The sequence below is a fragment of the Geobacillus sp. 47C-IIb genome (genome assembly GCF_014679705.1).
GTDB classification, from domain to species: domain Bacteria; phylum Bacillota; class Bacilli; order Bacillales; family Anoxybacillaceae; genus Geobacillus; species Geobacillus thermodenitrificans.
The window spans coordinates 693,387-718,756 of sequence record NZ_CP061473.1 but is presented as its reverse complement, the minus strand read 5'-3'; the positions used below and the strand labels follow the sequence as shown (position 1 = coordinate 718,756).

Here is a 25,370-nt window from a genome sequence, read left to right as displayed (position 1 = left end):
GTTATGAGTTGGGAAGCAAGCATGAAAACTTACATAGCAGGAGGGAGATTAAGTGCCATCACAACGCCAATCGATCATCCCCGACAACTTTTTATGGGGCGGGGCAGTGACGTCGTTCCAAACGGAAGGGGCATGGAATGAAGATGGAAAAGGGCTATCGATCGTCGATGCGCGCCCAATTCCAGAAGGCCATTCCGATTGGAAAGTGGCAGTCGACTTTTACCATCGCTATAAAGAAGATATTGCCTTGTTTAAAGAGTTGGGCTTCACCGCCTATCGAACGAGCATTGCTTGGACGCGCATTTTTCCGGACGGGGAAGGGGAGCCGAATGAAGCGGGCTTGGCGTTTTATGACGCCGTGTTTGACGAATTGAGAGCAAACGGCATCGAACCGGTCATTACGCTGTACCATTTTGATTTGCCGCTGGCGTTGGCGAAAAAGTATAACGGCTTTGCCTCACGGAAGGTCGTCGATTTGTTTGAACGATACGCACGCACCGTATTCGAGCGTTACCGCGGGAAAGTGAACTATTGGCTGACGTTCAATGAACAAAACCTAGTGCTGGAAAACCCGCATTTATGGGGGGCGATCTGTCCAGATGATGAAGACCCGGAAGCGTTTGCCTACCGCGTCTGCCATCATGTTTTTATCGCCCACGCCAAGGCGGTGAAGGCGCTGCGCGAGATCGCACCAGAGGCAAAAATTGGTGGGATGGTGACGTATTTGACGACATATCCGGCTACATGCCAGCCGGAAGATGCCTTGGCCAATGTACAGGCAAAAGAGCTGCTCAGCGATTTCTTTTTTGATATGTTCGCCCGTGGCGCCTATCCGCGCTATGTGACCAACCGGCTCGAGAAAAAGGGGATTCGCTTGCCGCTCGAAGCGGACGATGAGGAACTGCTGCGCACGCAGACAGTTGACTTTTTGTCGTTCAGCTATTACCAAAGCCAAATCGTCCGCCATCAAGAATATGACGAGCGAATCATCAGAGGGCTTGAGCCGAACCCTCACTTGCCGAAGACGAAATGGGGATGGTCGATCGATCCGATCGGCTTGCGCCTTGCGTTGAAAGATGTGTACGCTCGCTACCAGATGCCGATTTTCATCACCGAAAACGGGATCGGGTTGGAAGAGGAGCTGAATGAGAACGGCACGGTTGAAGATGACGAGCGAATCGACTACTTGCGCCGCCATATCGAGCAAATGAAGATGGCGATGGAAGAAGGAGTCGAGGTGATCGGCTATTTAATGTGGGGGGCAACCGATTTGTTGAGCTCGCAAGGAGAGATGCGCAAACGGTACGGCGTCATTTTTGTCAATCGCGATGACCAAAACTTGCGTGATTTAAAGCGCTATAAGAAAAAAAGCTTTTACTGGTTCCAACGCGTCATTCGCACGAACGGGGAGGAATTGTAAAACAAAAACAAGCTTCAGAAGAGGCGGGGAAACCCCGCCCCTTTTTATCAGTTCTTTGGACGCCGGTGGCGAATGTCTCATCGTGGAAAATGGTTGTCTCAACAATATCCTCAGCTGGATTCGCCTTGATGAGCAGCGATCTACGCATCAATCAAATTCATATTGTTCTCGCTACAATCTCAAAGTGCCTGTTGAATGTAACGAAAGCGATATGAGAACGAATCGTAAAAAGCCGATCCCTTAATGGGATCGGCTCAGAGGATGTCCCAAAAGTGTTCGCATAGCGTTCGCTTTTGGGACACTTTTTTGGATAAAAAAGAAGAAAACCGTTCCTCTTTTGGTATAATAGAGTCACCACAACCCTACCAAAGAAAGGACGGTTTTCTTATGTACATTTATTATAACCGAGATCAACTCATTTTGCCAATGGATCTTGAAATTTTCATTCCCAAACATCATCTTTGCCGGATTGTGGATCTGGCAGTGGAAAAAATGGATCCGGCTCTGTTCGTTTCCCTCTATCTTGGCGGAGGGCGTCCAGCCTATCATCCGAAAATGATGTTGAAAGTCATCCTGTATGCCTACGCCAATCGGATCTACTCCTCTCGCCAAATCGCCAAGCAGTTGAAAGAAAACATTTACTTTATGTGGCTATCCGGCCATCAAACACCGGATTTTCGCACGATCAACCGATTTCGGTCGGAACGGATGAAGGACATCATTTACAAAACGTTTTTCTCCATTGTCGATCTTCTGCGTCAAGAAGGGCTGGTCAAGTTAGAGGATTATTTTCTGGATGGAACGAAAATCGAAGCCAATGCCAACCGATATACATTCGTTTGGCGCAAATCAACGGAAAAGTACGATCAGAAACTGGAGGAGAAATTCCGGAAAATCGTTGCCTCGATCGAACAGGTGACGAAAGAAGATGAAGAGGCGGAACAAGAGGGGGATTTTCAAGAAAAGCTGGAAGCTTCACCGATCACGTCCGAAAGGATCGAAGCCGTCATCGAACAAGTGGAAGAGCGCCTAAAGAAAGAGCCGAAGAATCGTACGTTAAAGAAAGCCAAACGGCAATTGGAACAAGATCTTCTCCCCCGTAAGAAAAAATATGAAGAATACAAAGAAAGATTAGGCGAACGGAACAGTTTTTCGAAAACGGATCCGGATGCCACGTTTATGCGGATGAAGGACGACCATATGAAAAACGGCCAGCTCAAACCGGGGTACAATGTGCAGATTGGGACAGAGAACCAATTCATCACTGGATTTAGCGTGCATCAACGGGCAGGGGATGCCGGATGTTTCATTCCGCATTTGGAGCAATTGGCCGCCTATGGGCGTCCAATGCCTAAACAAGCCATTGCGGATTCCGCCTATGGGAGTGAGGAGAACTACACGTACTGTGAGAAAAAGGAGATAGTCGCCCTGATCAAGTACAACACGTTGGATCGGGAACAAACGAAAGCGTGGGCGAAGGAGATCGGCCGAATCGAGAACATGACGTATGATGAGGAGCTGGATGAGTGGATTTGCGTCAAAGGGGAACGGTTGGTGTTTGTGTATGAACGGAAGGAAACGACCGACAACGGGTACGTTACCGTCAAACGGACGTATCGTTGTACGGCTTGTGCCGGATGCCCGTTTCAGGCGACATGCGCCAAAGGCAAAGACACGAAAACCATCCGCGTTTCCTTGAGAAATCAACAACAACGGCAAGAGATCCGTAAACGGCTGTCCACGGAAGAAGGGGCGGCGACGTACCGAAAACGACAAATCGAAAACGAGCCGGTGTTTGGGCAAATCAAGCACAACCAGCAATTTCAGCGCTTTTTGTTAAGAGGGCTCCCAAAAATTACCTTGGAATGGGGGCTTATTTGTGCTGCTCACAATTTGAGAAAGTGGGCGGCCACAACCGATCCAACAAAGAAAAAACAGGATAAAATTCAGAAATAAGGAGAAATTCTCGTTTCAAAAAAGGAATAAATAACCAAATAGTAAAGAAAAGAAACAGAGGCTGTCCCCAAAAGGTCGGTTTAACGACCTTTTGAGTCAGCCTCTTTTTTTACGGTTCGCGGTCAAACAGTAAAACGCGCGCCGGGGCGGCATCTGTGCCGACGAGTTTGAGCGGGGCGGCGACCATGAAGTACGGGCCTTCTGGGACGTCTTTTAACCGCAGCCCTTCGATGACGATGACGCCAGCCGAAAAGAGCGTTTTATGGGTCGGATGGCCTTCTTGCGCCCGTTCGATGCCGAGCGCATCGATGCCGACGCCGCGGATTTGTTTGTCCGCTAAATAGCGGGCGGCATCTTCAGCGACGAAAATAAACTCAAAGTTAAAGGCATCCTCGAGCGAGTTTTTCGTTTTGAACAAGACGAAGTCGCCTTCTTGAATGTCAAGATGGGCGATGTCGTTTTTTGTGATCCGATCGTTGACATGTGTCAAATCAAATAGTTTGCACGGGCCGACGAGGTGGTCAAGCGGGATCGTTTCAAATGTGGCGCCGCCTTCGACCATATGGAGAGGGGCGTCAATGTGCGTGCCGGTATGCACGTCCATGTCAATGCGCGATTCCGTCACATAGCCGTTCGTAACCGTCGTGCGTTTCGGCTGTTTTTCCGGTTTGTTTTTGTAGACCGGCATGCCTTCGTAAATGGGGGCAGTGACATCGTACATGTTCATCGTTTTTCCGCTCCTTTTCATTCAAGGATAAAAAGGGCCGGTTCGGCCCCGTGAGTGATCGATTGTCAAGGGCTAGGTAGTCAAAAAAGAAAACAATGGTTGGCGCCGCCTTGCTTGTTACGGTTTCGGATGCTCAATCGGCCACCAATGGAAACCGTCTTTTCGCAACAGTTCATCGGCTGCTGCCGGGCCCATCGAGCCTGCTTCATAGTTCGGGAAGTCGTCGGCTTTTGTGTTCGCCCAAACGTCAGAAATCGGATCGACAAACTGCCATGACGCTGCTACTTCATCCCAATGGGTGAAGTTCGTCGCATCGCCGCGCATGCAGTCGTACAGCAGCTTTTCGTATGCTTCCGGTGTGTTGATGCCGTCGATGCAGTTGTTGCAATAATCGAGTTTAAACGGGGCGGTTATTGTCGACGATTCCCCGGTTTTTTTGCCGTTTAAATGAAGGGTGATGCCTTCATCGGGCTGAATGTGAATGACGAGCAAATTCGGAGCGATCGTCTCGTTCGTCCGGTAGTATAAGTTCATCGGTACATCTTTAAATTGAACGACGATTTTCGTCGATTTTTCCGCCATTCGTTTGCCGGTGCGGATGTAAAATGGTACGCCGGCCCAGCGGAAGTTGTCGATCATCAGTTTTCCAGCGACAAACGTTTCCGTGTTTGAATTCGGATCGACGTTCGGCTCTTCGCGGTACGCTGGTACGGCTTGGCCGCGGATCACCCCACGCCCGTATTGGCCGCGCACGAAATACTGGTCGACTTCGTCATGCGCAACCGGACGCAATGCGCGCAACACTTTCACTTTTTCATGGCGGATGTCATCGGTCGTCAGTTTAATCGGCGGCTCCATGGCCAACAGGGCGACCATTTGCAGCATATGGTTTTGCACCATGTCGCGCAGCGCTCCGGAATGGTCGTAATAGCGGCCGCGGTCCTCAACGCCAAGCGTTTCGCTTGAGGTAATTTGAATGTTCGAAATAAAGCGGTTGTTCCAAAGCGGCTCGAAAATGGCGTTCGAGAAGCGAATCACTTCGATATTTTGCACCATTTCTTTGCCAAGGTAATGGTCGATCCGGTAAATTTCCCGTTCAGAAAAGACACGGCGGATTTCTTCATTCAGCTTTTGGGCGCTCACTAAGTCATGGCCGAACGGCTTTTCAATGACAAGCCGTTTAAAGCCGCGTGTATCGGTCAGCCGCTCCGACTGTAGGCGCGATGTAACCGTGCCGAAAAATTCCGGTGCCATCGCCAAATAAAAGATGCGGTTGCCCTCCGTTTGATACGTCTCATCGAGCTGTTCAAGCAACGCTTTTAAGCGCTGATAGGACTCAGCTTCGGTCACATCAAACGGGTGATAATAAAAATGGGAGATGAAGTTGCCGTCAGTAAGCTCTTGGTTGAGTGCTGTTTCGACTGAGTCGCGCACGTAATGGCGGAACTCATCGGCCGACAGCGGGCGGCGCGCGACGCCGACGACGGCAAATCGCTCGTTCAAATGCCCTTTTTCATACAGGCGGTAAAGGGACGGAAACAATTTCCGTTTTGCCAAATCTCCCGTCGCCCCAAAAATGACGATGATCGATTTCGGGTTCATGTTATCCACCATATGTACCTCGCTTTAGCCAATTTTGTCTCTTCAACTAAATCATTGTAGAGATTTGCCGGCTGGAACGCAAACATTTTACCGCTTCTTTGTGTAAAAGAAAGTTGAAAAGCGCTCGGCAACATTGTACGCTAACAACAGGCAATGATGACCGAGACAAGGAGTGAATGAGCTTGGAATTGTTGTTTTTAGGCACCGGCGCCGGCGTGCCGGCGAAAGAGCGCAACGTGTCATCCATCGCTTTGCAGCTGCTCGAAGAACGGGGGGCGACATGGCTGTTTGACTGCGGCGAAGCGACGCAGCACCAAATTTTGCATACCGCCATTCGCCCGCGCCGCATCGAGCATATTTTCATTACTCATTTGCACGGTGATCATTTATTTGGATTGCCCGGCCTGCTCGGCAGCCGCTCGTTTCAAAGTGGTGAGACGCCGCTGACCGTCTTCGGTCCAAAGGGCATCCGCCAGTTTGTCGAAACCGCGCTCACCGTCAGCGGGACAAGGCTTCGGTATGAATTGAACATCGCTGAGATCGACGAAGGTGTCATCTTTGACGATGAACGGTTTTCCGTGACCGCGAAGCGGCTCGACCACGGCATGCCGTCATACGGATTTCGCGTCGCAGAAAAAGATTTGCCCGGGCCGCTTCTTGTCGACCGGTTAAAGGCGCTCGGCGTCCGCCCGGGCCCGATTTACCAACAAATTAAGCAAGGCAAAACGGTCGTACTTGAGGACGGCACCGTGCTTGACGGGCGCGAGTTTGTCGGCCCGCCGCAAAAAGGAAGGATCGTTGCCGTTTTAGGTGACACCCGCTTTTGCGAAGCGGCAATCGAACTGGCGCATGAGGCCGATGTCGTCATCCACGAGGCGACGTTTGCCGCGGCGGAACAGCGGCTTGCCCGCGATTATTTCCATTCAACGACTACGGACGCGGCCGAAGTGGCGAAACGAGCCGGAGCGAAGCGGCTCATTTTAACTCACATCAGCTCGCGCTACCAAGGTGAAGCGGCGCTCAAGTTATTGGAGGAGGCGCGCCGCGTGTTTCCGAACACCGAGCTCGCCGCCGATTTTGCTTCATTTTCGATTCCGCGTTAAAATCGCCAGCCGCGCTCGTATTGCACCGGTGCTTCAATTTTTACGCCAAGTTCTTTAGCGGCAGCATACGGCCAATACGGGTTGCGCAGCAGTTCACGTCCTAAAAAGACAAGGTCGGCGCGGCCGTTATGCAACACTTCTTCGGCCTGCCAGCCGGAAGTGATCAGGCCGACGGCGCCGGTCGGAATGCCTGCTTCGCGTCGGATGAATTCAGCAAACGGCACTTGGTAGCCAGGATAGACGTCAATGCGCGCCGGTACAACAGCGCCGGAGCTGACGTCGACAAGGTCGACCCCTTGTTCTTTCATCCGCTTGACGTACGGGACATAGTCTTTCACCGTTAGTCCGTCCGGATGGTAGTCAGATGCCGAGATGCGGACGAACAGCGGTCCGTCCCACACTTCACGGACAGCGTCGATCACCTCGCCCAAAAAGCGGTACCGGTTTTCCGGCGAGCCGCCGTATTCGTCTTGACGCCGGTTGGACAGCGGCGATAGAAATTCGTTAATAAGGTAGCCGTGGGCAGCGTGGATTTCAATTACGTCAAACCCGGCTTTTTTCGCCCGCCGCGCGCCGTCTTGGAACGCCTGCACCGTCTCTTCGATGTCGGCTTTCGTCATTTCTTTCGGTGTTGGCGATGATTCATTGAACGGAATGGCGGACGGGGCGATGATTTCTCCCGGCACTTCCGACTTTCTTCCGGCGTGAGCGAGTTGGATGCCGATAGCAGCTCCATGCTCTTTCACGAGTCCAACGAGTTCGTGAAGCCCATGGATATGATCATCGTCCCAGATGCCTAGGTCGTGTTCAGAAATGCGGCCTTGTGGCGTAACGCCGGTCGCCTCGACAATGATGAGGCCGACTTGGCCGATCGCGCGTGCCGGGTAGTGGATTTTATGCCATGTGCGTACCGTGCCGTCTTTCGTGTCGCACGAGTACATGCACATCGGCGACATAACGATCCGGTTTTTCAACGTTAGCCCGCGAGTTGTATATGGCGAAAACAATACCGTGTTCATGACAATCCACTCCTTTCTATGCGAATGAACGGTTCATGACTGAATGATAGCATGCTGCCGGTCAAAAAACAAAATGAAACGGTCCGATGATTTGCCCAACTCGATACAAACAGCCTCGGCGTTTAACGGTGTGTTCGGTTATGATTCAGCGATCGCAGTGAGCAAGGCGTTGCCGAGTTCTTCGGAACGGGCGGTCGCCCGGCGGATGCAGGCGGCGATAGCCTCTTGAAACCGGTATTGCTCAAGCACTTTGATGCCGGCTTCGGTCGTGCCACCCGGGCTTGTAACCTCACGGCGCAGGACGGACGGGTGTTTGTCGGACGCTTTTAACATTTCCGCTGCGCCGATGATCGTCTGTAAAATGAGCGTTTTCGCCACATCGCGCTCGAGGCCGATGTCGGCGGCCGCCTTTTCCATCGCTTCAACCAAGTAGTAGACGTACGCTGGTCCGCTTCCCGATAGGCCGGTGACCGCATGCAAATCGCGCTCCGGCACGATGGTCACAATGCCGACCGTTTCAAACAGCTGTTTTGCCGTTTCAAGATGCTGCTCCGAGGCGAAACGCCCCCCGGCGATCGCGGTGGCCGATAAGCCGACGGCTGCGGATGTGTTTGGCATGGCGCGCACGACGGCGACATCACGTCTAGCGAGCTGTTCGATCGTCTCGGTTGTGACGCCGGCAAGTAATGAGAGAATGAGCTGGTTCGGACGAATGGCCGGCGCAACAGCGGCCATCGCTTCGGCAACATCTTTCGGTTTCATGGCCAAAATAACGATGTCTGCATGTTGGACAGCGCGTTGTGCGTCTTGGGCGGCATGGACGCCGTATGTGCGCTTGAGTTCTTCAAGCCGGGCGCGGTTTTGTCGGTTTGTCACGACGATTTGCGTCGGATGGCAAAACGTTTTCGTCATGCCGGCGATGAGCGCTTCCGCCATCGAGCCGGCACCGATGAAGGCGATGGACCGAGTTGTTGTCATCGCATTCACTTCCTTTCCTTGTTGTCCAGCAAAAGAAAAAGGTTTCCCGTCCTGCAAAAGGACGGAAAACCTTCGTTTCCGCGGTACCACCTTTTTTGGCTGATTTGGCCTGCGCCAAACGAGCCCAACTTTGCCCCGATAACGCAGGGGAAGCGTTTAGGTTGGCCTAACAGCTCCTAGGGTAGGTTCAACCGCAAAGAGGGCAGCGAAGCCTTCCAGCCGCGGGCTTCGCTCTCTGGCTGCCGTTTCCGGTTTACTGGCCCTGTTCATCGCCGGTTTGGCTGTATCGTGATTTTATTTGTCATTATGCCGCGGGACAGGCATGATTGTCAAGAGAGGAGAGCGAATTTTTTTGCAATTTCAGCACACGGAAGAAAAAGGCATGACAAACGAACGAAATCGTTGTAAACTACAATATAATGAATAGCCATTCATTTTAATTAAGTTTGAGCGGGAGCATTTATGAACTTATAGGGAAAGAAGGGAATGTGATGAACAAGGAGCGAGTGCATCGGATCACGGTGCCGACGCCGTTTCCGGTCGGGGATGTGCATATGTACGTGATTGCCGGCGATCGGTTGACGTTGGTCGATGCCGGGGTGAAAACAGAGGAAGCGTGGCAGCAGTTTGTGCAGCGTCTGAGTGAGATCGGTTATCGGCCGGAAGATATCGAGCAAATCGTCATTACTCATCATCATCCGGACCATGTTGGTCTGCTTGATTATTTTCCGCATGCGCCGATCATCGGCCATCCAAAAGCCGATCCGTTTTTGCGCCGTGAACGCGCGTTTGTAGAGCGGTACGTTCAATTCTTTGAGGAATTTTTCTCTGAATGCGGTGTCGACCGCCGCTTGTTCAGCCAACTGTCTAAAGAAGGCGGATCACTTCGCTATGCAAGCCGACGGGCGATCGATATCGCTGTCACGGAAGGGGAATCGGTGCCGGGATTGCCGCACTGGCGTGTCATCGAAACACCGGGGCATGCACAAAGCCATATCGCGCTCTATCGCGAGGATGACGGATTGCTGATCGGCGGCGACCATTTGCTTTTGCATATCTCCCCGAACCCGATGATGGAGCCGCCAGCTGAAGGGGAAACGGAGCGGCCGAAACCATTGCTGCAATATAACGAATCGCTTGAAAAAATGTTACAGTATGATATCGACCGCTCGCTAAACGGCCACGGTGACGATACGACTGACATTTCCGGTCTGGTCCACGAACGGCTTGCTAAGCAACGCCAGCGCGCCGAGCGGGTGCTCGACATGGTGAAAGAACGTCCGCATACCGTGTTTGACGTGTGCCGAAAACTGTTTCCTACTGCTTATGAACGCCAACTGATGCTGACGATGTCTGAGACGATCGGCCAGCTTGACTATTTGGAAGTAAACGGTTATGTGCGGAAAAAGCAGGAAGATGGTCATTACATTTATGAAGCGGCGGGGGTGTCGGTGTGCGGTTGAAGGGCCGTCATGTTGTCATTACTGGAGCGTCAGGAGGCATTGGTGAGCAAATCGCCTATGAAGCGGCGCGACAAGGGGCGGTGCCGGTGCTGTTGGCGCGAAATGTTGAGCGGCTTAAGGAAATAAGCGCCCGCATCAAAGCGCAATACGGCGTATCCGCGCCGCACATGGAGCTTGATGTGAGCGACCGTGAGATGGTCGAGGCGGTATTTTCTCAGCTGCTTAAGGAGCTTGGTGGCATCGATGTGCTTGTCAATAACGCTGGCTTTGGCGTTTTCCGCTACATCGAAGACATTGATTTGGCTGAGATGGAAGCAATGTTTGCCGTCAACGTCTTCGGTGTTATTGCTTGCACGAAGTCGGTGTATTCCCATATGAAAGAGCGGGGAAGCGGCCATATTATCAACATCGCCTCGCAAGCGGGCAAAATCGCAACGCCAAAGTCTAGCGTTTACTCGGCGACAAAACATGCTGTCATCGGGTTTACTGACAGTTTGCGCCTCGAAGCGAGCCGGTTTGGCGTGTTTGTCACCGCTGTCAATCCCGGACCGGTCGAAACTCGATTTTTTGATTTAGCGGATGAGACAGGCGATTATGTGCGCAACGTGTCGCGCTGGATGCTTCGACCGGAAGCGGTGGCAAAGCGCGTCGTAGCAGTGATGATGACTCCAACGCGCGAAGTGAACATGCCGGGCTGGATGGATGTGGGCAGCCGGTTGTACCGGCTCGCCCCGGGTCTTGTGGAAAAGGTGGCGAAACGGGCATTTTTCCAAAAGTAAACGGCTGCCCTTAGTACAGAGCCAGCCGTTTCATTTTTATGGAATAGTTGTCGGTCTCAATCATGCGCTCGTAATAAATCGGTAAACAGCGTCATGAACAAGCTCGTACATGTTAGTGTTTTGCTGTTTTTCTTTGGCGGCGGCGATATGGGCGCAAAGGTCGCGCCACTCGTCTTCGCTAAGCGGCATCATCTCATCGTCATAGCCGTAGTGACGCAAGCAGTTGCGCACTTGTTTTTGCAGCCATCGTTTATCCATTGACTCCACCGTCCGTTACGAAACTCGCATAAGGAAGTGATTGCTTTTCGGAATGAGAGGGAACGGGCGCTTCTTACTGTTCATCCGTTTCCGGCGAAGGGGCGCGGACGATCGACTGAAAGCGCCCTTTATGCGAGCCGTCGCAAAACGGCTTGTTGTTCGACAGCCCACAGCGGCAGAGGGAAAACGTTTGTTTTGTTACAAACGGCTTTCCTTCGCCGTCTAAGAGCTCGACATCGCCGGTGATGCGGAGCGAGCCGTTGTCATTGACTTTGATTTGCACTTTTGCCATCAGGTTTTCCTCCTTTTCATTTTGACAGTGTTATGTGCCAACAGGTAGAATAATAAAGAAACAAACGGAAAAAGGAGCAACGATGAGCGTGAACATCACGTTTACTGATGCAGCAAAAGAAATGCTTACCCCTATTGTAGCCGAATCGGGGCGGCAGTTAAAGCTCAAATATGACACGAACGGCTGCGGCTGTTTAGTCGACGGCGTGCCGGCGTTATGGCTCGTTGACGAGGCCGATGAGGACGATCTTGCCGTTGAGACGAATTTCGTTCCGGTGCTTTTAGAGCGGTCGCGTCTCATCTTTTTTGATGAGACGATGACGATTGATGTTAAGCCGGGGACGACCGTCTTTCAGCTAAAAAGCCCCGGGCAAATGCTGAATGGGCATATGCCGCTTGTGAAGGTGGGATCTGGCGATGAACGGTAAACTTCGGCAGCTGGCGGAGACGGCGAAGCAAAAAACATGGGTGTCATTCACCCATGAAAACGACCCGTACAGCTTGCTTCATTGGTCGGTCGCCGGTCCGTACCACGACAAAAAAGACGTCTGGCTTTTGCAAAATGAGATGACATTTGAGACGAAAGAGTTTGCGACGCTTGATGACGCGATTGCTTGGCTTGGCGAGCATATGCCGCATATTACTGAAGTGCTGTAAAAACCGTAACCCGGTCGGTTACGGTTTTTCTATCGTCCGCCTATTATTGCGGGCTGTTTTGCCGTTTTGTCGGATGGATCGCTTTTTCTAGATCTTCTTTGGCGATCATTGGTTTGACTGTATCGGCAGACGGCTTTCCTTTTTGGGCGCGGTTTTTGGCCACTGGTCATCTCTCCTTTTCGATGTTGTTTAGTTGTATCGTTTGACAAATGGGCGGCCGTTATGCAAGGGGGTGAAAATGGTGAAGAAGCATGCGGGGCGGAAAAAGAGGCAAGAGCAGCAGACGGTGACGCTTGCCGATCGAGTCGGCGCGGACGTCGAAGCGAAGTTGCTCGCGAAAAAGCGGGCGCTTGCCGAGGAAGAACAGCGGCGGCGGGCAGCGGAAGAAGCGCGACGCCGCGAGGAAGCGCGCCGACGCGATGAGCAGAAGTCGTTTGCTGAGCTGCTTGAAGAAAGTGAACTTGATTGGCGCAAGTTTAAATGAAGGGGGAAAAGATAGATGAGGCAAAAAAGTGCGGCGGCGAGTACAGCGACTTCTTCGGTATTCATGGTGGCCGCAGTCGTCGTCTTAGCTGCCAACTTGCGCGCACCGATCACTACGGTCGGCCCGCTCGTTCCTGAACTGCAGCGGGAGCTTGGCCTTTCCTACGCCGCTGCCGGGGCGCTAACGACGATTCCGCTGTTGGCGTTTGCTTTGTTGGCGCCGGCGGCGGCTACGTTTGCCCGCCGGATCGGGATGGAGCGAACGCTGTTTTGTTCACTCGTCGTCTTGCTCGTAGGCGAACTCATCCGTCCGCTGGCAGGCAGTTTCTGGCTGTTTGCCGGTACAGCGCTCATCGGTGCGGCGATCGCTGTCAACAATGTCCTCATGCCAGCGCTTGTTAAAGACGCGTTTCCTATGCGTGTTGGCTTAATGATGGGGGTTTATACGGTGACGATGAACGTCAGTGCCGCCTTTGCTTCCGGTCTTGCTGTTCCGCTTGCTGACGGGTGGGGGATTGGCTGGGAAGGAGCGTTTCGCTTTTGGGCGTTGCTTACTCTGGTCGCAATTGTAGTCTGGCTGCCGCAAATTTATCGATGGAAATCCGCTAGCGCTCCATCGGGAAAACGACGTTCGTCATTTTGGCGTTCATGGCTTGCTTGGCAAGTGACGTTATTTATGGGAATGCAATCATTTTTCTTTTATTGCGTGATTACGTGGCTGCCAGAGCTTGGGCAAGGCAAAGGAATGGCGGCCGATACGGCCGGCTGGTTATTGTTTTTCTTCCAATTTGCCCAGCTGCCGATGATGTTTTTATCTCCGATGTTGGCCGAGCGGATGAAAGATCAAAAAGTGTTGATCGGTTCATCGGTGCTGTTGAAAGTGGCTGGGATCGTCGCGTTGTTAGTTGGCCAAGGATGGTGGCTGTGGACGGGGGCGTTCTTTGCCGGTGTCGGTGCTGGCATGTCGTTTTCCCTTGCGATGATGCTGTTTACGCTGCGGACGCGCCGCCCGCTAGAGGCTGCCCAACTTTCTGCTATGGCCCAGTTCGTTGGTTACTTACTGGCGGCGGCCGGTCCACCGTTGTTTGGGGCGTTGTACGATAAGGCCGGCCATTTCATCCCCTCCCTCGTTTTACTGTTGATTGTCTGTGCCGCCATGATGGTGTTCGGTTTGGGGGCGGCAAAGGACAAGTATGTGGATGATGATGTTGTGTAGTGGGAGGGGCGAAACAAGACGTATCGCCTGACTCATATAGGCAGAAAAAAGAGCCCGTAAGCGGCCGTGCTGGCGCCTTGGGCTCTTCTTTTTGTTTAGCTGCGATGCTGGCGGTCGTTCATCGGCTCGGCAGCTATTTTTGGCACGATTATGCTGCGCCCGTGCGGACATTTCGTACTGGGGTACGATTCGTTTTGCAGGCAACGTGATGCCAATCTGTTTCCCGTGAGCTAAGTTGGGAGGTTTCTTATGTCGCCGTCTGTGCTTATCGGTGCATTTCGTACACCGAGCGCTTCGTCGCTTGTTTTAACCATTTGTATTCGTCAGCGTCAAGCGGCAGCGCGGATGCGGCAGCGATGTTTTCCGCCAGCTGCTCAAGCCGGCTCGCACCTGGAATGACGGCAGCAACGACCGGATCATACAAGCAAAACTGGAGCGCGGTCGCAGTTAACGAACGGCGTTCCCCGGTTTTCTCTTTCAGCCTCGGGATGAGTGCTTGCAGTTCACTGTACGAGTAGTCGAGATAGCCGTGTTCTTTCACCGCCGCTCCTGCCGCTTCGAGCGGGCGGTCAGTAAGCAAGCCTTTAGCGACCGGACCGCGGGCGATGACGCTGATGTTATGCTCGCGCAAGAGAGGGAACCACTCTTCCGGACGGCGGTCAAGCAGGCTATATTGCATCATGACGCTGACGATATTTGAACGCTTCACATATTCGCGAATGACGTTGGGACGGATCGAGGAAATGCCGTACCAACGAATGACTCCTTCTTGCTTTAACTCTTCAAATGCCGCAATCGTCTCGTCGATCGGGTCGTCGATCGTGCCACCGTGGAGCTGGTATAAGTCAATGTAGTCTGTTTGCAGGCGGCGCAGGCTGTCTTTGACGGCTTGCTTGATATATGCTTTGGACGGATCCCAATCCCAACCGCTTCCGTCCGGTCGCCAACGGTTGCCTACTTTGGTGGCGATAATCACTTGATCGCGTTTTCCTTTCACCGCTTTGCCGACAAATTCTTCGTTCAGGCCACGATCGTACAAGTCGGCTGTATCCAAATAGTTGATGCCGCGATCAAGCGCTTCGTGAATGAGGCGGATCGCCTCGCGTTCATCGGTGCCAAGCGACATGCAGCCGAGTCCGATTTCGCTCACATACAAATCCGATGTACCGATGCGTCGTTTGTTCATTGCGTTACGCTCCCTTCTTAATGATCATTGTACAACAGGGGCGAAAAAATGGCCAAATATGTAGTACAATGGAAAAGAATTTATCAATGGATAGGGGAGAATAAGAATGGATCAGTTGTATGAAAAAACGATCCGCCAAGAAAAATTATTCAGCGGACGCATCATCGAACTGTATGTTGAAGAGGTGGAGCTGCCAAACGGGAAAACGAGTCGGCGCGAGGTGATTAAACATCCGGGGGCGGTAGCGGTGTTGCCGCTCTTGCCCGATGGGAAGATCGTCCTCGTCCGTCAGTATCGAAAAGCGCTCGAGCGCGCATTGGTTGAAATTCCGGCGGGCAAGCTAGAACATGGGGAAGAGCCGCTCGCTTCCGCACACCGCGAACTTGAAGAAGAAACCGGCTACCGCGCCCAATCGATGCACCACCTCATTTCGTTTTATACATCGCCCGGATTTGCCGACGAGCTCATCCATTTGTACGTCGCCGAGGGGTTGGAAAAAGTCGAAGATGGTGCCGGTTTAGATGAAGATGAATTTGTTGAACTGCTGGAAGTGACGTTAGAGGAGGCGCTGGATATGCTTGAACGACGTGACATTTATGATGCTAAAACGGCGTATGCCTTGCAATATTTGCAGCTGCGCCGCGCGCTTGAGAAACGATGACTAACGGAAAAAACGATGGCGTCCTCGGCCGCTATTACGCTGATTTACATATTCATATCGGCCGCACCGCTTCCGGCCGTCCGGTGAAAATTACTGGGGCACGGACGTTGACGCTTGCGAACATTTTGCATGAAGCGGCGCATGTGAAAGGAATCGATTTGGTCGGTGTCATTGACAGTCATGTGCCGGAAGTGCTTGATGAGCTCGAACGGGCCATGGATGAACATGGATGGTGCGAACATCGTGAGGGCGGCATTAGTACCGGGAAAGTGACCTTGCTTTTAGGCAGCGAAATCGAAGTGTATGACGACCGTTGCCACGGACCGATTCATGTCCTCGCTTTTTTGCCGACTGTTCAAGCGATGCGCGCATTTTCCGCTTGGCTTGGCAAGCGGGTGAAAAACGTATCACTCAGCTCGCAGCGCATTTATGCTTCAGGGCGCGAGCTGCAAGCAGCGGTAAAAGAGTGGGGTGGCTGGTTTATCCCGGCGCATGCGTTCACTCCGTTTAAAAGTTTGTACGGAAAAGGAGTCGAACGCAGTTTGACGGAAGTGTTCGACCCCGATCAAATCGACGCCATTGAGCTTGGATTGAGCGCCGATACGTCAATGGCTGACCAAATCGCCGAATTACACCGCTATCCGTATTTGACAAACTCGGATGCCCATTCATTGCGAAAAATTGCCCGGGAATATGAACAAGTGCAGCTTGCCGCCCCGACGTTTGCTGAGCTGGAAAAAGCGTTCCGCAACGAGGACGGGCGCACAATCATCGCCAATTATGGCTTAAATCCAAAGCTTGGTAAATACCACCGAACGGTGTGCGAGGGGTGCCTGACGCCGGTTTCGCCTGAGGCTGAGCGCTGCCCAGCGTGCGGCCACCATCGCTTTATTAAAGGGGTGTCAGACCGGCTCAAGGAGTTAAAAACGGCGGAGCACGGACCGAAACGGCCGCCGTATGTATATCAGGTGCCGCTTGAATTTATCCCTGGACTCGGCTTGAAGTCGTACGAAAAGCTGCTCAGCCGTTTTGGCACGGAAATGCGCGTGCTGCATGAGGCGACAGAAGAAGAGATAGCCGAGACGGTCGGCCAAAAGCTCGCACGACTGATCGTTCTCGCCCGCAGCGGCGCGCTCGCCATCGAAGCTGGCGGCGGCGGGAAATACGGAAAAGTGCAGGAAAAATGACGGGTGAGAAAACGCCGAGGGCAGGGGACCCACAAAGGAGCGAACGATGGCCGTGCACAGGCGGAGTGATGGTTATTGAAAACGGGGTTGCCGACGGGCAATCCCGTTTTTTTGAAAAACAGTCATATACGAAACGGATGGACATACAATCTACTAAGAGCCAAATAGGAGGACGAAGTACGATGAGAACCCATCCGTTGAAATCGGCCATCGCCGTTCATTTGCGCGAACACGCCTCACTATACGTATTTGTTATCGTCCTATTTTTAATGGGTGTGATTTTTGGGGCCATTGTCGTCAACAGCCTCGGATTTAGCCAAAAGCAAGACTTGTACTATTACTTGACGCAATTTTTTGGACAAGTATCGAAAGACAATTTGGCAAGCGCCCATGATATGTTCCGTCAAAGCTATATGCATAACGTCAAATACATTGCCCTCATGTGGGTGCTTGGCATTTCCGTCATCGGCCTGCCAATCATTTTTATTTTACTGTTCTTAAAAGGGATTGTCGTCGGCTTCACGGTCGGCTTTTTGGTCAACCAAATGAGCTGGCAAGGATTTTTATTGTCGTTTGTATCTGTCATGCCGCAAAACTTGATCGTCATTCCGCTCATGATTGTAATGGGTGTGATTTCGATTTCGTTTTCCTTGCAAATGGTGCGCAACCAGTTTATGAAGCGGCCGCACGAGCCGGTATTCCCGATGATCATGCGCTATGCGGCAGCGATGGTGGCGATCGCTGCAGGGTTGCTCGTTTCCTCGGTGGTGGAAGCGTACCTCTCACCGGTATTGATGAAACAGACGGTCAAATGGGTGGTTAATTTAATAAATATTATTATATAATAATCATTATTTTTATCTTATAATAGTCATTTTACTTTGATACTTACCTTATACATTTGCTATAATGGGAGGTGAATGGCGAGGGAGGAATGAAAAAATGGAAGATCGTGTGGAACGAATTAAGAAGCAGCTGCACTCGGCCGGCTACAAGCTGACGCCGCAGCGGGAAGCGACGGTAAGAGTCCTGCTTGAACATGAAGAAGACCATTTAAGCGCTGAAGACGTCTACCTCCTCGTAAAAGAAAAATCTCCAGAGATCGGGCTGGCGACCGTTTATCGGACGCTTGAACTGCTAACCGAGCTGAAAATCGTTGATAAAATCAATTTCGGGGACGGGGTATCGCGCTATGACCTTCGCAAAGAAGGGGCGGCGCATTTCCATCACCATCTTGTCTGCCTCGAGTGCGGATCGGTGGCGGAAATTGAAGAAGATTTGCTTGAGGACGTCGAAGCGATTGTTGAACGGGAATGGAAGTTTAAAATTAAAGATCACCGCTTGACGTTTCACGGCATTTGCCACCGCTGCCAGCAAAAACATGAAGAAAAGTAAAAACCTTTTCCAACGGGAAAGGTTTTTTTGCGTATAAATAGGGAAACAAATGGCATATCCTCATACTAGCAAATGGGCAAGCAGCCGATGGGGAGGGTGCCATGAAAACAGTTTGGCAAATGGTGAAAGTATTTCTTTTGTTTACGGGATGCACCATTTTATTTTATTATAGTCTTGTATGGTTTAATCGCGAGTACGAGTATTATCACCGATACGATGAACCGGAAGGATCGGCGGTGAAAGTATCGACGATCGAACACACGCCTCCGGACTGGCTCAACCGGCTATTATTTTTTTATCGCGATGGGGAGTAGAGAACATTGGAACATGAATTAAAGGATTTCTTGCATTATTTGACGGTAGAGCGGAACTTGGCGCACAATACGATTATTTCGTATGAACGGGATTTAAAGAAATATGTCCACTACTTGCGCGAGGTCGAGCAGCTTGAGGCGTGGGGCGAAGTCGAGCGTCTGCATATTCTTCATTTTTTAAAGTTTTTAAGCGAGCAAGGGCAGTCAGCAAGGACGATTGCTCGACATTTGGCGTCGATTCGTTCGTTTCATCAGTTTTTGCTGCGGGAGAAAATGGCGGCGCAAGACCCGACGGTCCATATCGAAACGCCGCAGTTTGAGCGGACGCTGCCAAAAGTGCTGTCCGTCGAAGAAGTCGAAGCGCTCCTGGCGGCGCCACAGACGAATACGCCGTTCGGCTTGCGTGACAAGGCGATGCTTGAGCTGCTATATGCGACCGGCATGCGCGTCAGCGAGCTTGTACAGCTCAACTTAGGTGACGTGCATTTGACAATGGGGTTTGTCCGCTGCTATGGGAAAGGGCGGAAAGAGCGGATTGTCCCGATCGGACGGATGGCGCTTGAAGCACTTGCCCGCTATTTGGAGTATGGGCGCCCGCAGCTTGTAAATCCGCGCAAGCGGGCAACGGAGGCATTGTTTTTGAACCATTACGGCCAGCGCCTGACGCGACAAGGGTTTTGGAAAATTTTAAAACGTCTTTCCAAAGAAGCGGGCATTGAAAAAGAGTTGACGCCTCACACGCTCCGTCATTCATTTGCGACTCATCTGCTTGAGAACGGAGCCGATTTGCGCGCTGTCCAAGAACTGCTTGGGCACGCTGATATTTCGACGACGCAGATGTATACGCACGTAACGAAAACGCGCCTGAAAGACGTGTATAAACAGTATCATCCTCGTGCCTAGTCACGGCGCACCGCTGATGCTAGGCACACTTCTATTGATCTAGTTGTCAGACTTCTGACCAATACAATAAGGGCGTGTTTTACCGGAAATATGGGAACGATAGGAAGAGAATCTATTTTCACTGCAGGCGGGAGGAATGAATTGTGAACACAACATATCGGCGCGTATTTTTAATTGTGCTCGATTCGGTCGGCATTGGTGAAGCGCCTGATGCTGAGAAATATAACGATAAAGGGGCGGACACGCTCGGCCATATTGCCGAACATCGCGGCGGCTTGCACATGCCGAATATGGCAAAGCTTGGACTCAGTCATATTCGCGAGATTCAAGGGGTGCCGAAAGTCGATCATCCGCTCGCTTATTATACAAAAATGAAAGAGGCATCCGCCGGCAAAGACACGATGACCGGCCATTGGGAGCTGATGGGCCTTCGCATCGACAAGCCGTTCCGCGTTTTCCCAGACGGGTTTCCAGACGAACTGATCGCCGAACTCGAACGGCGTACGGGACGGAAAGTGATTGGCAACAAACCAGCGAGTGGGACGGCGATCATCGAAGAGTTGGGCGAGGAACATATGAAAACGGGGGCGCTCATCGTCTATACATCAGCTGACTCCGTCTTGCAAATCGCTGCCCATGAAGAGGTCGTGCCACTTGATGAGCTGTATCGTATTTGTGAAATCGCCCGCGAGCTGACGCGCGATGAGCCGTACATGGTTGGACGCGTCATCGCCCGGCCGTTTGTCGGAATGCCGGGCCGCTTTGAGCGGACGCCAAACCGGCACGACTATGCGCTCAAGCCGTTCGGCCGCACGGTGATGAACGAGCTGAAAGACGCCGGGTATGATGTCATCGCCATTGGAAAAATCGCCGATATTTACGATAATGAAGGGGTGACGCAGTCGTTGCGGACGGTGTCGAATATGGACGGCATGGATAAGCTCATCGACACGCTCAGCATGGACTTTACCGGGCTCAGCTTCGTCAATCTTGTTGACTTTGACGCTAAGTACGGCCATCGCCGCGACCCGCAAGGATACGGCGATGCGCTTGAAGAGTTTGACGCACGGCTCGCTGAGGTGCTGCCGCGGTTGACAACGGATGATTTGCTGATCATCACGGCTGATCACGGCAACGATCCGGTGCACCACGGGACGGACCATACGCGCGAATATGTGCCGCTTTTAGTGTACAGTCCGCGTTTTCAAGGTGGAAAGCCTCTCCCGATCCGCGAGACATTCGCCGATGTCGGGGCAACGATCGCCGATAATTTCCGCGTCCATATGCCGCCCTACGGAACAAGCTTTTTAGCGGAATTGGCGCAGCAGTGAACAGCCGTCTATGATGAGAACATGTTGTGAGGGGGAAAAGGAATGGATCGACAAGCGATTAAAAAAGCAGCTGATTATTTGCGCCAGCGTATGCCGGCTCCGCCCGTCATTGGCTTGATTCTCGGTTCGGGGCTCGGTGTGCTCGCCGATGAAATCGAAGAGGCGATTCGCATTCCGTATGAAGATATTCCTGGATTTCCAGTGTCAACAGTTGAAGGGCACGCCGGTCGGCTCGTGTATGGCCAGCTTGAAGGGGCGACAGTCGTCGCTATGCAAGGACGGTTTCATTATTATGAAGGATACTCACTTCGCGAAGTGACGTTCCCTGTTCAGGTGATGAAGGAGCTTGGCATCCGCCAATTGATCGTGACAAACGCTGCCGGCGGTGTGAATGAACAGTTTCGCCCTGGCGATTTGATGATTATTTCCGATCATATCAATTTGCTTGGTACGAACCCGCTCATCGGTCCGAACGACCCGGAGATCGGCCCTCGTTTTCCGGACATGACCGAAGCGTACAGCCGACGCCTGCGTCAGCTCGCCAAGGAAGCGGCGGCAAAGCTCGGCGTTTGTGTGCGTGAAGGAGTGTACGTCGCCAACACGGGGCCTTCGTACGAAACGCCGGCGGAAATTCGTATGATCCGTGTGCTTGGCGGTGATGCGGTTGGCATGTCCACCGTTCCGGAAGTCATTGTTGCTCGCCATGCCGGCATCGAAGTGCTTGGCATTTCGTGCATTTCCAATCTAGCGGCCGGTATGACCGACGCCCCGCTTCATCATGACGAAGTCGTCGAAACAGCCGAACGGGTGAAAGCCGACTTTTTGCGGCTTATTAAAGCGGTTGTCGCCGAGCTGGCGAAATAAGGAGAAAAGGTGATCGGGATGAGAATGGTCGATTTGATTGCCAAAAAACGAGATGGGCAGGCGCTGACGAAAGAAGAAATTGAATGGATCATCCGCGGTTATACAAACGGAGACATTCCAGATTACCAAATGAGCGCACTGGCGATGGCGGTATATTTTCGCGGCATGACGGACGAAGAAACGGCGGTGTTGACGATGGCCATGGTGCACTCCGGCGAAGTCATCGATTTGTCAGGCATTCGTGGCATGAAAGTTGACAAACATTCAACAGGCGGGGTCGGCGATACGACGACGCTCGTTTTAGGCCCGCTTGTCGCCTCCGTTGGCGTGCCGGTGGCGAAAATGTCTGGGCGCGGCCTCGGTCATACGGGCGGAACGATTGACAAGCTCGAGTCCGTGCCTGGATTTCACGTAGAAATCAGCAAAGATGAATTTCTCCGGCTCGTCAATGAGAATAAGATCGCCATTATTGGCCAAACTGGCGACTTGACACCAGCTGACAAAAAGCTGTATGCGCTCCGCGACGTGACAGCGACTGTCAACAGCATTCCGCTTATCGCTTCCTCAATCATGAGCAAAAAAATCGCTGCCGGGGCTGATGCCATCGTCTTAGATGTGAAAACCGGCGCCGGGGCGTTTATGAAGGAACTCGACAGGGCACGCGAACTGGCCCGGGCGATGGTCGATATCGGCAAGCGTGTTGGCCGACAGACGATGGCCGTTATTTCCGATATGAGCCAGCCGCTCGGCTATGCGGTCGGCAACGCTTTGGAAGTGAAAGAGGCGATCGCTACGCTGAAAGGAAACGGCCCGCGCGATTTGACAGAACTTTGTTTGACGCTTGGCAGCCATATGGTTTACTTGGCGAAGAAGGTGTCGTCGCTTGATGAGGCGCGCCGCCTGCTTGAAGAGGCGATGCATGATGGATCCGCCATCGCAGCGTTCAAAACGTTTTTGGCGGCCCAAGGTGGCGATCCGTCGGTCGTCGATGACCCGGACAAACTGCCGCAAGCAGCGTATACGTTTGACGTTGCAGCTAGCGAGGACGGTTATGTTGCTGAGATTGTTGCAGATGAAATCGGTACTGCTGCCATGTGGCTTGGTGCCGGACGAGCAAAAAAAGAGGACGAGATTGACTTGGCGGTCGGAATCGTGCTCCATAAGAAGGTTGGCGACCGTGTGCGGAAAGGGGAGGCGCTTGCTACCATCCACAGCAACCGGCAAGATGTGCGCACAGTGGAAGAAAAACTTGCAACTGCCATTCGGATCTCACCGCAGCCAGTCGCTCCGCCGCCGCTCATTTATGAGACGATTGTATAAAGACAAGACCGTGGCTGATGTACAAATTAAAGAAGGCGTTGTTCAAGGAAAAACGCTCGAAACATTCGTTTCGAGCGTTTTTTATTTTGGTTCATTTGTATAAAAATATCTCCATTGGAAAAAATGGCATGTATAAAGAATGGAGGTTTGGGAGATGAAAACGACAGTCATCCGTCTGCTTTTATTGCCGCTTCTTCTTTTCCTTCCCCTTTCTGTATATGCTGAGGAGAAAGAAACAAAGGGGACAAAGACTGAGTTGGCTGATGAGGCGAAGTCGGCCATCTTGATTGAACGCGACACCGGCAAGGTTCTATATGAAAAAAATCCTCATGAAAAACTGCCGCCGGCGAGCATGACAAAAATTATGACGATGTTGTTGATCATGGAGGCGATCGACGAAGGAAAGCTCTCCTACGATGAGAAAGTACGGACAAGCGAATACGCTGCTTCGATGGGCGGATCGCAAATTTTTCTCGAGCCAGGCGAGGAAATGACGGTTGATGAATTGCTGCGTGCCATCGCCATCGGTTCAGCGAATGACGCTTCTGTCGCCATGGCTGAGCGGATTGCCGGATCGGAAGAAGCGTTTGTTGAAATGATGAACGAAAAGGCGAAAGAACTTGGTTTAAAGGAAACGAAATTCGCCAATACGACCGGCCTGCCGGCTGAAGGGCATTACAGCAGCGCCTATGACATGGCCATCATGGCGCGCGAACTGTTGAAATACGAGGGAATTACAAAATATACAAGCAAGTACGAAGACTATTTGCGCGAAAACACCGATAAAAAGTTTTGGCTTGTGAATACTAACCGGCTTGTCAAGTTTTATCCAGGCGTTGACGGGCTGAAAACCGGCTTTACAAGCGAAGCAGGATATTGTTTGACGGCGACGGCGAAAAAGAACGGCATGCGCGTCATTGCCGTTGTGTTTGGAGCGCCGACACCAAAATCGCGCAACGCGCAAATTACCAAAATGCTCGATTACGCGTTTCATCACTATCAAGCCCATCCGGTATACAAGCGCAATGAAACAGTCGCCCGTGTCGATGTCAGCAAGGGGAAACAAAAGTCGGTCGCAGCCGTAACGTCGGAGCCGGTGTCGGTGCTGACGAAAAAAGGGCAGTCAGTCGAGCAAATCGAGAAAGTGGTTAAAGTGAAAGATGGCGTGAAAGCGCCGGTTCGAAAAGGCGATGAGCTTGGCGTCCTTATTTTGAAGCAGGATGGAAAAGAGATTTTGCGCAGCCCGCTTGTTGCCAAACAAACGGTGGCAGAGGCCAGCTTTTGGGATTTGTTTAAGCGAGTGTTCGGCCGTTTCGTTCAGGCTGGGTAATGTCAATTTTTGTGATCTTTTCACTCTCTTTGGCGAACGGCCACTAGTTTTGTCGGGCGGCAGGATTTCCGGAGGGCGACAGCGAAACTTCTCCGTATCCTGAAATGGACAAGGAGGAACGCGCTGTGAGTCTCGCGATCAACTTGGAAGTGAAGCAAGACGTGCTCATCGTTCGCCTCTCTGGAGAGCTTGACCACCATACAGCGGAGGAATTGCGCGAGAAAGTGACGGACGTGCTTGAAAACCGGACTGTGCGCCATATTGTACTTAATTTAGGGCAATTGACATTTATGGACAGTTCCGGTCTCGGCGTCATTTTGGGGCGCTATAAACAAATTAAAAACGTCGGCGGGCAAATGGTCGTTTGCGCTGTGTCACCGACGGTCAAGCGTCTGTTTGACATGTCAGGGCTGTTTAAAATCATCCGCTTTGAAGCAGATGAACAATTTGCTTTGCAGGCACTGGGGGTGGCATAAATGCGCAATGAAATGCACCTCCAATTTTCCGCCCGCAGCGAAAACGAGTCGTTTGCCCGTGTGACGGTGGCGGCGTTTGTCGCCCAGCTCGACCCGACGATAGATGAGCTGACGGAAATTAAAACGGTCGTCTCGGAGGCGGTGACAAACGCTATCATTCACGGCTACAACAACGACCCGAACGGCATCGTCTTCATTTCCGTCGTCATTGAAGACGGTATCGTCCACTTGACGGTGAGAGACGAAGGAGTCGGCATCGCTAACATCGACGAGGCACGCCAGCCGCTGTTTACAACAAAGCCGGAGCTCGAACGGTCAGGGATGGGCTTTACCATTATGGAAAACTTCATGGATGAAGTCGTTGTCGAGTCGGAAGTGAACAAAGGGACGACCGTTTATTTGAAAAAGCATATTGCCAAAAGCAAAGCGTTATGTAACTAAGGGAGACATG

General features: G+C 52.1%; 28 protein-coding genes. 21 read left to right on the top strand and 7 right to left on the bottom strand.

The annotated features are described in order from the left end of the window. The first annotated feature begins 52 nt into the window (after positions 1-52). Together IC804_RS03620 and IC804_RS03615 are read left to right on the top strand one after the other, a co-directional pair. On the top strand, positions 53-1,420 hold the full coding sequence (locus tag IC804_RS03620; protein WP_029761032.1) for a glycoside hydrolase family 1 protein: 1,368 nt from the start codon (positions 53-55) through the stop codon (positions 1,418-1,420). A 387-nt stretch (positions 1,421-1,807) separates the two neighbouring features. Further along, positions 1,808-3,376: an IS1182 family transposase gene (locus IC804_RS03615; RefSeq protein WP_190300665.1), complete on the top strand. Its 1,569-nt coding sequence runs from the start codon at positions 1,808-1,810 to the stop codon at positions 3,374-3,376. 109 nt (positions 3,377-3,485) lie between these two features. Here IC804_RS03615 and IC804_RS03610 read toward each other — a convergent pair whose 3' ends face one another. Both IC804_RS03610 and zwf read right to left on the bottom strand, forming a co-directional pair. Beyond that, positions 3,486-4,103, bottom strand: coding sequence for a cyclase family protein (locus IC804_RS03610; RefSeq protein WP_008879745.1), 618 nt, complete (start codon positions 4,101-4,103; stop codon positions 3,486-3,488). Between the two features lie 117 nt (positions 4,104-4,220). After that, positions 4,221-5,705 (bottom strand): glucose-6-phosphate dehydrogenase, encoded by a 1,485-nt coding sequence (gene zwf / locus IC804_RS03605; protein ID WP_078172641.1) that lies wholly within the window; start codon positions 5,703-5,705, stop codon positions 4,221-4,223. 182 nt (positions 5,706-5,887) lie between these two features. On the opposite strand from zwf, the gene rnz reads away from it, so the two are divergent. Next, a complete protein-coding gene (gene rnz / locus IC804_RS03600; protein WP_008879743.1) occupies positions 5,888-6,808 on the top strand; it encodes a ribonuclease Z in 921 nt (306 codons plus the stop codon). Here rnz and namA read toward each other — a convergent pair. Both namA and proI read right to left on the bottom strand, forming a co-directional pair. Then, positions 6,805-7,827: an NADPH dehydrogenase NamA gene (namA, locus tag IC804_RS03595; protein ID WP_008879742.1), complete on the bottom strand. Its 1,023-nt coding sequence runs from the start codon at positions 7,825-7,827 to the stop codon at positions 6,805-6,807. The genes rnz and namA overlap by 4 nt on opposite strands. A 138-nt stretch (positions 7,828-7,965) precedes the next feature. Beyond that, positions 7,966-8,805, bottom strand: a complete 840-nt coding sequence (gene proI, locus IC804_RS03590) for a pyrroline-5-carboxylate reductase ProI (RefSeq protein ID WP_008879741.1) — start codon at positions 8,803-8,805, stop codon at positions 7,966-7,968. Positions 8,806-9,296: 491 nt separating this feature from the next. Here proI and IC804_RS03585 point away from each other — a divergent pair, with 491 nt between their 5' ends. After that, complete coding sequence (locus IC804_RS03585; protein WP_008879740.1) at positions 9,297-10,268, top strand: MBL fold metallo-hydrolase; 972 nt, start codon at positions 9,297-9,299, stop codon at positions 10,266-10,268. Continuing rightward, positions 10,259-11,047: an SDR family NAD(P)-dependent oxidoreductase gene (locus IC804_RS03580; protein ID WP_008879739.1), complete on the top strand. Its 789-nt coding sequence runs from the start codon at positions 10,259-10,261 to the stop codon at positions 11,045-11,047. Before IC804_RS03585 ends, IC804_RS03580 begins: the two co-directional genes overlap by 10 nt. A 60-nt stretch (positions 11,048-11,107) precedes the next feature. On the opposite strand, the gene IC804_RS03575 is transcribed toward IC804_RS03580, so the two are convergent. Beyond that, positions 11,108-11,305, bottom strand: a complete 198-nt coding sequence (locus IC804_RS03575) for a YqzH family protein (RefSeq protein WP_008879738.1) — start codon at positions 11,303-11,305, stop codon at positions 11,108-11,110. Between the two features lie 73 nt (positions 11,306-11,378). Beyond that, positions 11,379-11,597, bottom strand: a complete 219-nt coding sequence (locus tag IC804_RS03570; RefSeq protein ID WP_008879737.1) for a CDGSH iron-sulfur domain-containing protein — start codon at positions 11,595-11,597, stop codon at positions 11,379-11,381. A gap of 82 nt (positions 11,598-11,679) precedes the next feature. Between IC804_RS03570 and IC804_RS03565 the strand changes: the two genes are divergently transcribed. From IC804_RS03565 to IC804_RS03550, 4 genes are all read left to right on the top strand, one after another. Then, a complete protein-coding gene (locus tag IC804_RS03565; protein ID WP_008879736.1) occupies positions 11,680-12,024 on the top strand; it encodes an iron-sulfur cluster biosynthesis family protein in 345 nt (114 codons plus the stop codon). After that, the gene (locus IC804_RS03560) at positions 12,014-12,253 is read left to right on the top strand and encodes a YqkC family protein (RefSeq protein WP_008879735.1); all 240 of its coding nucleotides are present in this window, start codon (positions 12,014-12,016) and stop codon (positions 12,251-12,253) included. Before IC804_RS03565 ends, IC804_RS03560 begins: the two co-directional genes overlap by 11 nt. Before the next feature lie 238 nt (positions 12,254-12,491). Then, positions 12,492-12,737 (top strand): YqkE family protein, encoded by a 246-nt coding sequence (locus IC804_RS03555; RefSeq protein WP_008879733.1) that lies wholly within the window; start codon positions 12,492-12,494, stop codon positions 12,735-12,737. A 15-nt stretch (positions 12,738-12,752) separates the two neighbouring features. Next, positions 12,753-13,952 carry a CynX/NimT family MFS transporter gene (locus IC804_RS03550; RefSeq protein ID WP_008879732.1) on the top strand — a complete coding sequence of 400 codons (1,200 nt, stop codon included), beginning with the start codon at positions 12,753-12,755 and terminating at the stop codon, positions 13,950-13,952. 265 nt (positions 13,953-14,217) lie between these two features. Here IC804_RS03550 and IC804_RS03545 read toward each other — a convergent pair whose 3' ends face one another. Beyond that, the gene (locus IC804_RS03545) at positions 14,218-15,138 is read right to left on the bottom strand and encodes an aldo/keto reductase (protein WP_008879731.1); all 921 of its coding nucleotides are present in this window, start codon (positions 15,136-15,138) and stop codon (positions 14,218-14,220) included. A gap of 106 nt (positions 15,139-15,244) precedes the next feature. Between IC804_RS03545 and IC804_RS03540 the strand changes: the two genes are divergently transcribed. From IC804_RS03540 to spoIIAB, 12 genes are all read left to right on the top strand, one after another. Continuing rightward, positions 15,245-15,799 carry an NUDIX domain-containing protein gene (locus IC804_RS03540; RefSeq protein WP_008879730.1) on the top strand — a complete coding sequence of 185 codons (555 nt, stop codon included), beginning with the start codon at positions 15,245-15,247 and terminating at the stop codon, positions 15,797-15,799. Next, positions 15,796-16,986, top strand: coding sequence for an endonuclease Q family protein (locus tag IC804_RS03535; RefSeq protein ID WP_008879729.1), 1,191 nt, complete (start codon positions 15,796-15,798; stop codon positions 16,984-16,986). The genes IC804_RS03540 and IC804_RS03535 overlap by 4 nt, the downstream gene beginning before the upstream one ends. Positions 16,987-17,168: 182 nt before the next feature. Beyond that, the gene (gene spoIIM, locus IC804_RS03530) at positions 17,169-17,831 is read left to right on the top strand and encodes a stage II sporulation protein M (protein WP_008879728.1); all 663 of its coding nucleotides are present in this window, start codon (positions 17,169-17,171) and stop codon (positions 17,829-17,831) included. Between the two features lie 97 nt (positions 17,832-17,928). Then, the gene (locus tag IC804_RS03525) at positions 17,929-18,381 is read left to right on the top strand and encodes a ferric iron uptake transcriptional regulator (protein WP_008879727.1); all 453 of its coding nucleotides are present in this window, start codon (positions 17,929-17,931) and stop codon (positions 18,379-18,381) included. Positions 18,382-18,482: 101 nt separating this feature from the next. Continuing rightward, positions 18,483-18,695: a YqzK family protein gene (locus IC804_RS03520; RefSeq protein WP_008879726.1), complete on the top strand. Its 213-nt coding sequence runs from the start codon at positions 18,483-18,485 to the stop codon at positions 18,693-18,695. A 6-nt stretch (positions 18,696-18,701) separates the two neighbouring features. Then, positions 18,702-19,598 carry a site-specific tyrosine recombinase XerD gene (gene xerD / locus IC804_RS03515; RefSeq protein WP_081157333.1) on the top strand — a complete coding sequence of 299 codons (897 nt, stop codon included), beginning with the start codon at positions 18,702-18,704 and terminating at the stop codon, positions 19,596-19,598. A 143-nt stretch (positions 19,599-19,741) separates the two neighbouring features. Next, positions 19,742-20,929: a phosphopentomutase gene (gene deoB / locus IC804_RS03510; protein ID WP_081157334.1), complete on the top strand. Its 1,188-nt coding sequence runs from the start codon at positions 19,742-19,744 to the stop codon at positions 20,927-20,929. Positions 20,930-20,971: 42 nt separating this feature from the next. Further along, on the top strand, positions 20,972-21,793 hold the full coding sequence (locus IC804_RS03505) for a purine-nucleoside phosphorylase (protein WP_008879723.1): 822 nt from the start codon (positions 20,972-20,974) through the stop codon (positions 21,791-21,793). Positions 21,794-21,811: 18 nt separating this feature from the next. Continuing rightward, on the top strand, positions 21,812-23,113 hold the full coding sequence (locus IC804_RS03500) for a pyrimidine-nucleoside phosphorylase (RefSeq protein ID WP_081157338.1): 1,302 nt from the start codon (positions 21,812-21,814) through the stop codon (positions 23,111-23,113). A gap of 154 nt (positions 23,114-23,267) precedes the next feature. Then, positions 23,268-24,443 carry a D-alanyl-D-alanine carboxypeptidase family protein gene (locus tag IC804_RS03495; RefSeq protein ID WP_008879720.1) on the top strand — a complete coding sequence of 392 codons (1,176 nt, stop codon included), beginning with the start codon at positions 23,268-23,270 and terminating at the stop codon, positions 24,441-24,443. 125 nt (positions 24,444-24,568) lie between these two features. Beyond that, on the top strand, positions 24,569-24,919 hold the full coding sequence (gene spoIIAA / locus IC804_RS03490; protein WP_008879719.1) for an anti-sigma F factor antagonist: 351 nt from the start codon (positions 24,569-24,571) through the stop codon (positions 24,917-24,919). Then, positions 24,920-25,360, top strand: a complete 441-nt coding sequence (gene spoIIAB, locus IC804_RS03485) for an anti-sigma F factor (protein WP_008879718.1) — start codon at positions 24,920-24,922, stop codon at positions 25,358-25,360. Positions 25,361-25,370: the final 10 nt, after the last annotated feature.

Bases quoted from the DNA above. Each gene is read 5' to 3' on its own strand.
- IC804_RS03500 (WP_081157338.1), top strand. From the start codon at position 21,812: ATGAGAATGGTCGATTTGATTGCCAAAAAACGAGATGGGCAGGCGCTG.
- zwf (WP_078172641.1), bottom strand. From the start codon at position 5,705: ATGAACCCGAAATCGATCATCGTCATTTTTGGGGCGACGGGAGATTTG.
- IC804_RS03535 (WP_008879729.1), top strand. From the start codon at position 15,796: ATGACTAACGGAAAAAACGATGGCGTCCTCGGCCGCTATTACGCTGAT.
- IC804_RS03525 (WP_008879727.1), top strand. From the start codon at position 17,929: ATGGAAGATCGTGTGGAACGAATTAAGAAGCAGCTGCACTCGGCCGGC.
- IC804_RS03540 (WP_008879730.1), top strand. From the start codon at position 15,245: ATGGATCAGTTGTATGAAAAAACGATCCGCCAAGAAAAATTATTCAGC.
- IC804_RS03585 (WP_008879740.1), top strand. From the start codon at position 9,297: ATGAACAAGGAGCGAGTGCATCGGATCACGGTGCCGACGCCGTTTCCG.
- IC804_RS03610 (WP_008879745.1), bottom strand. From the start codon at position 4,103: ATGAACATGTACGATGTCACTGCCCCCATTTACGAAGGCATGCCGGTC.
- spoIIM (WP_008879728.1), top strand. From the start codon at position 17,169: ATGAGAACCCATCCGTTGAAATCGGCCATCGCCGTTCATTTGCGCGAA.
- IC804_RS03545 (WP_008879731.1), bottom strand. From the start codon at position 15,138: ATGAACAAACGACGCATCGGTACATCGGATTTGTATGTGAGCGAAATC.
- IC804_RS03555 (WP_008879733.1), top strand. From the start codon at position 12,492: ATGGTGAAGAAGCATGCGGGGCGGAAAAAGAGGCAAGAGCAGCAGACG.
- namA (WP_008879742.1), bottom strand. From the start codon at position 7,827: ATGAACACGGTATTGTTTTCGCCATATACAACTCGCGGGCTAACGTTG.
- IC804_RS03550 (WP_008879732.1), top strand. From the start codon at position 12,753: ATGAGGCAAAAAAGTGCGGCGGCGAGTACAGCGACTTCTTCGGTATTC.
- proI (WP_008879741.1), bottom strand. From the start codon at position 8,805: ATGACAACAACTCGGTCCATCGCCTTCATCGGTGCCGGCTCGATGGCG.
- IC804_RS03520 (WP_008879726.1), top strand. From the start codon at position 18,483: ATGAAAACAGTTTGGCAAATGGTGAAAGTATTTCTTTTGTTTACGGGA.
- IC804_RS03565 (WP_008879736.1), top strand. From the start codon at position 11,680: ATGAGCGTGAACATCACGTTTACTGATGCAGCAAAAGAAATGCTTACC.
- spoIIAB (WP_008879718.1), top strand. From the start codon at position 24,920: ATGCGCAATGAAATGCACCTCCAATTTTCCGCCCGCAGCGAAAACGAG.
- IC804_RS03505 (WP_008879723.1), top strand. From the start codon at position 20,972: ATGGATCGACAAGCGATTAAAAAAGCAGCTGATTATTTGCGCCAGCGT.
- IC804_RS03615 (WP_190300665.1), top strand. From the start codon at position 1,808: ATGTACATTTATTATAACCGAGATCAACTCATTTTGCCAATGGATCTT.
- IC804_RS03570 (WP_008879737.1), bottom strand. From the start codon at position 11,597: ATGGCAAAAGTGCAAATCAAAGTCAATGACAACGGCTCGCTCCGCATC.
- IC804_RS03560 (WP_008879735.1), top strand. From the start codon at position 12,014: ATGAACGGTAAACTTCGGCAGCTGGCGGAGACGGCGAAGCAAAAAACA.
- IC804_RS03575 (WP_008879738.1), bottom strand. From the start codon at position 11,305: ATGGATAAACGATGGCTGCAAAAACAAGTGCGCAACTGCTTGCGTCAC.
- IC804_RS03495 (WP_008879720.1), top strand. From the start codon at position 23,268: ATGAAAACGACAGTCATCCGTCTGCTTTTATTGCCGCTTCTTCTTTTC.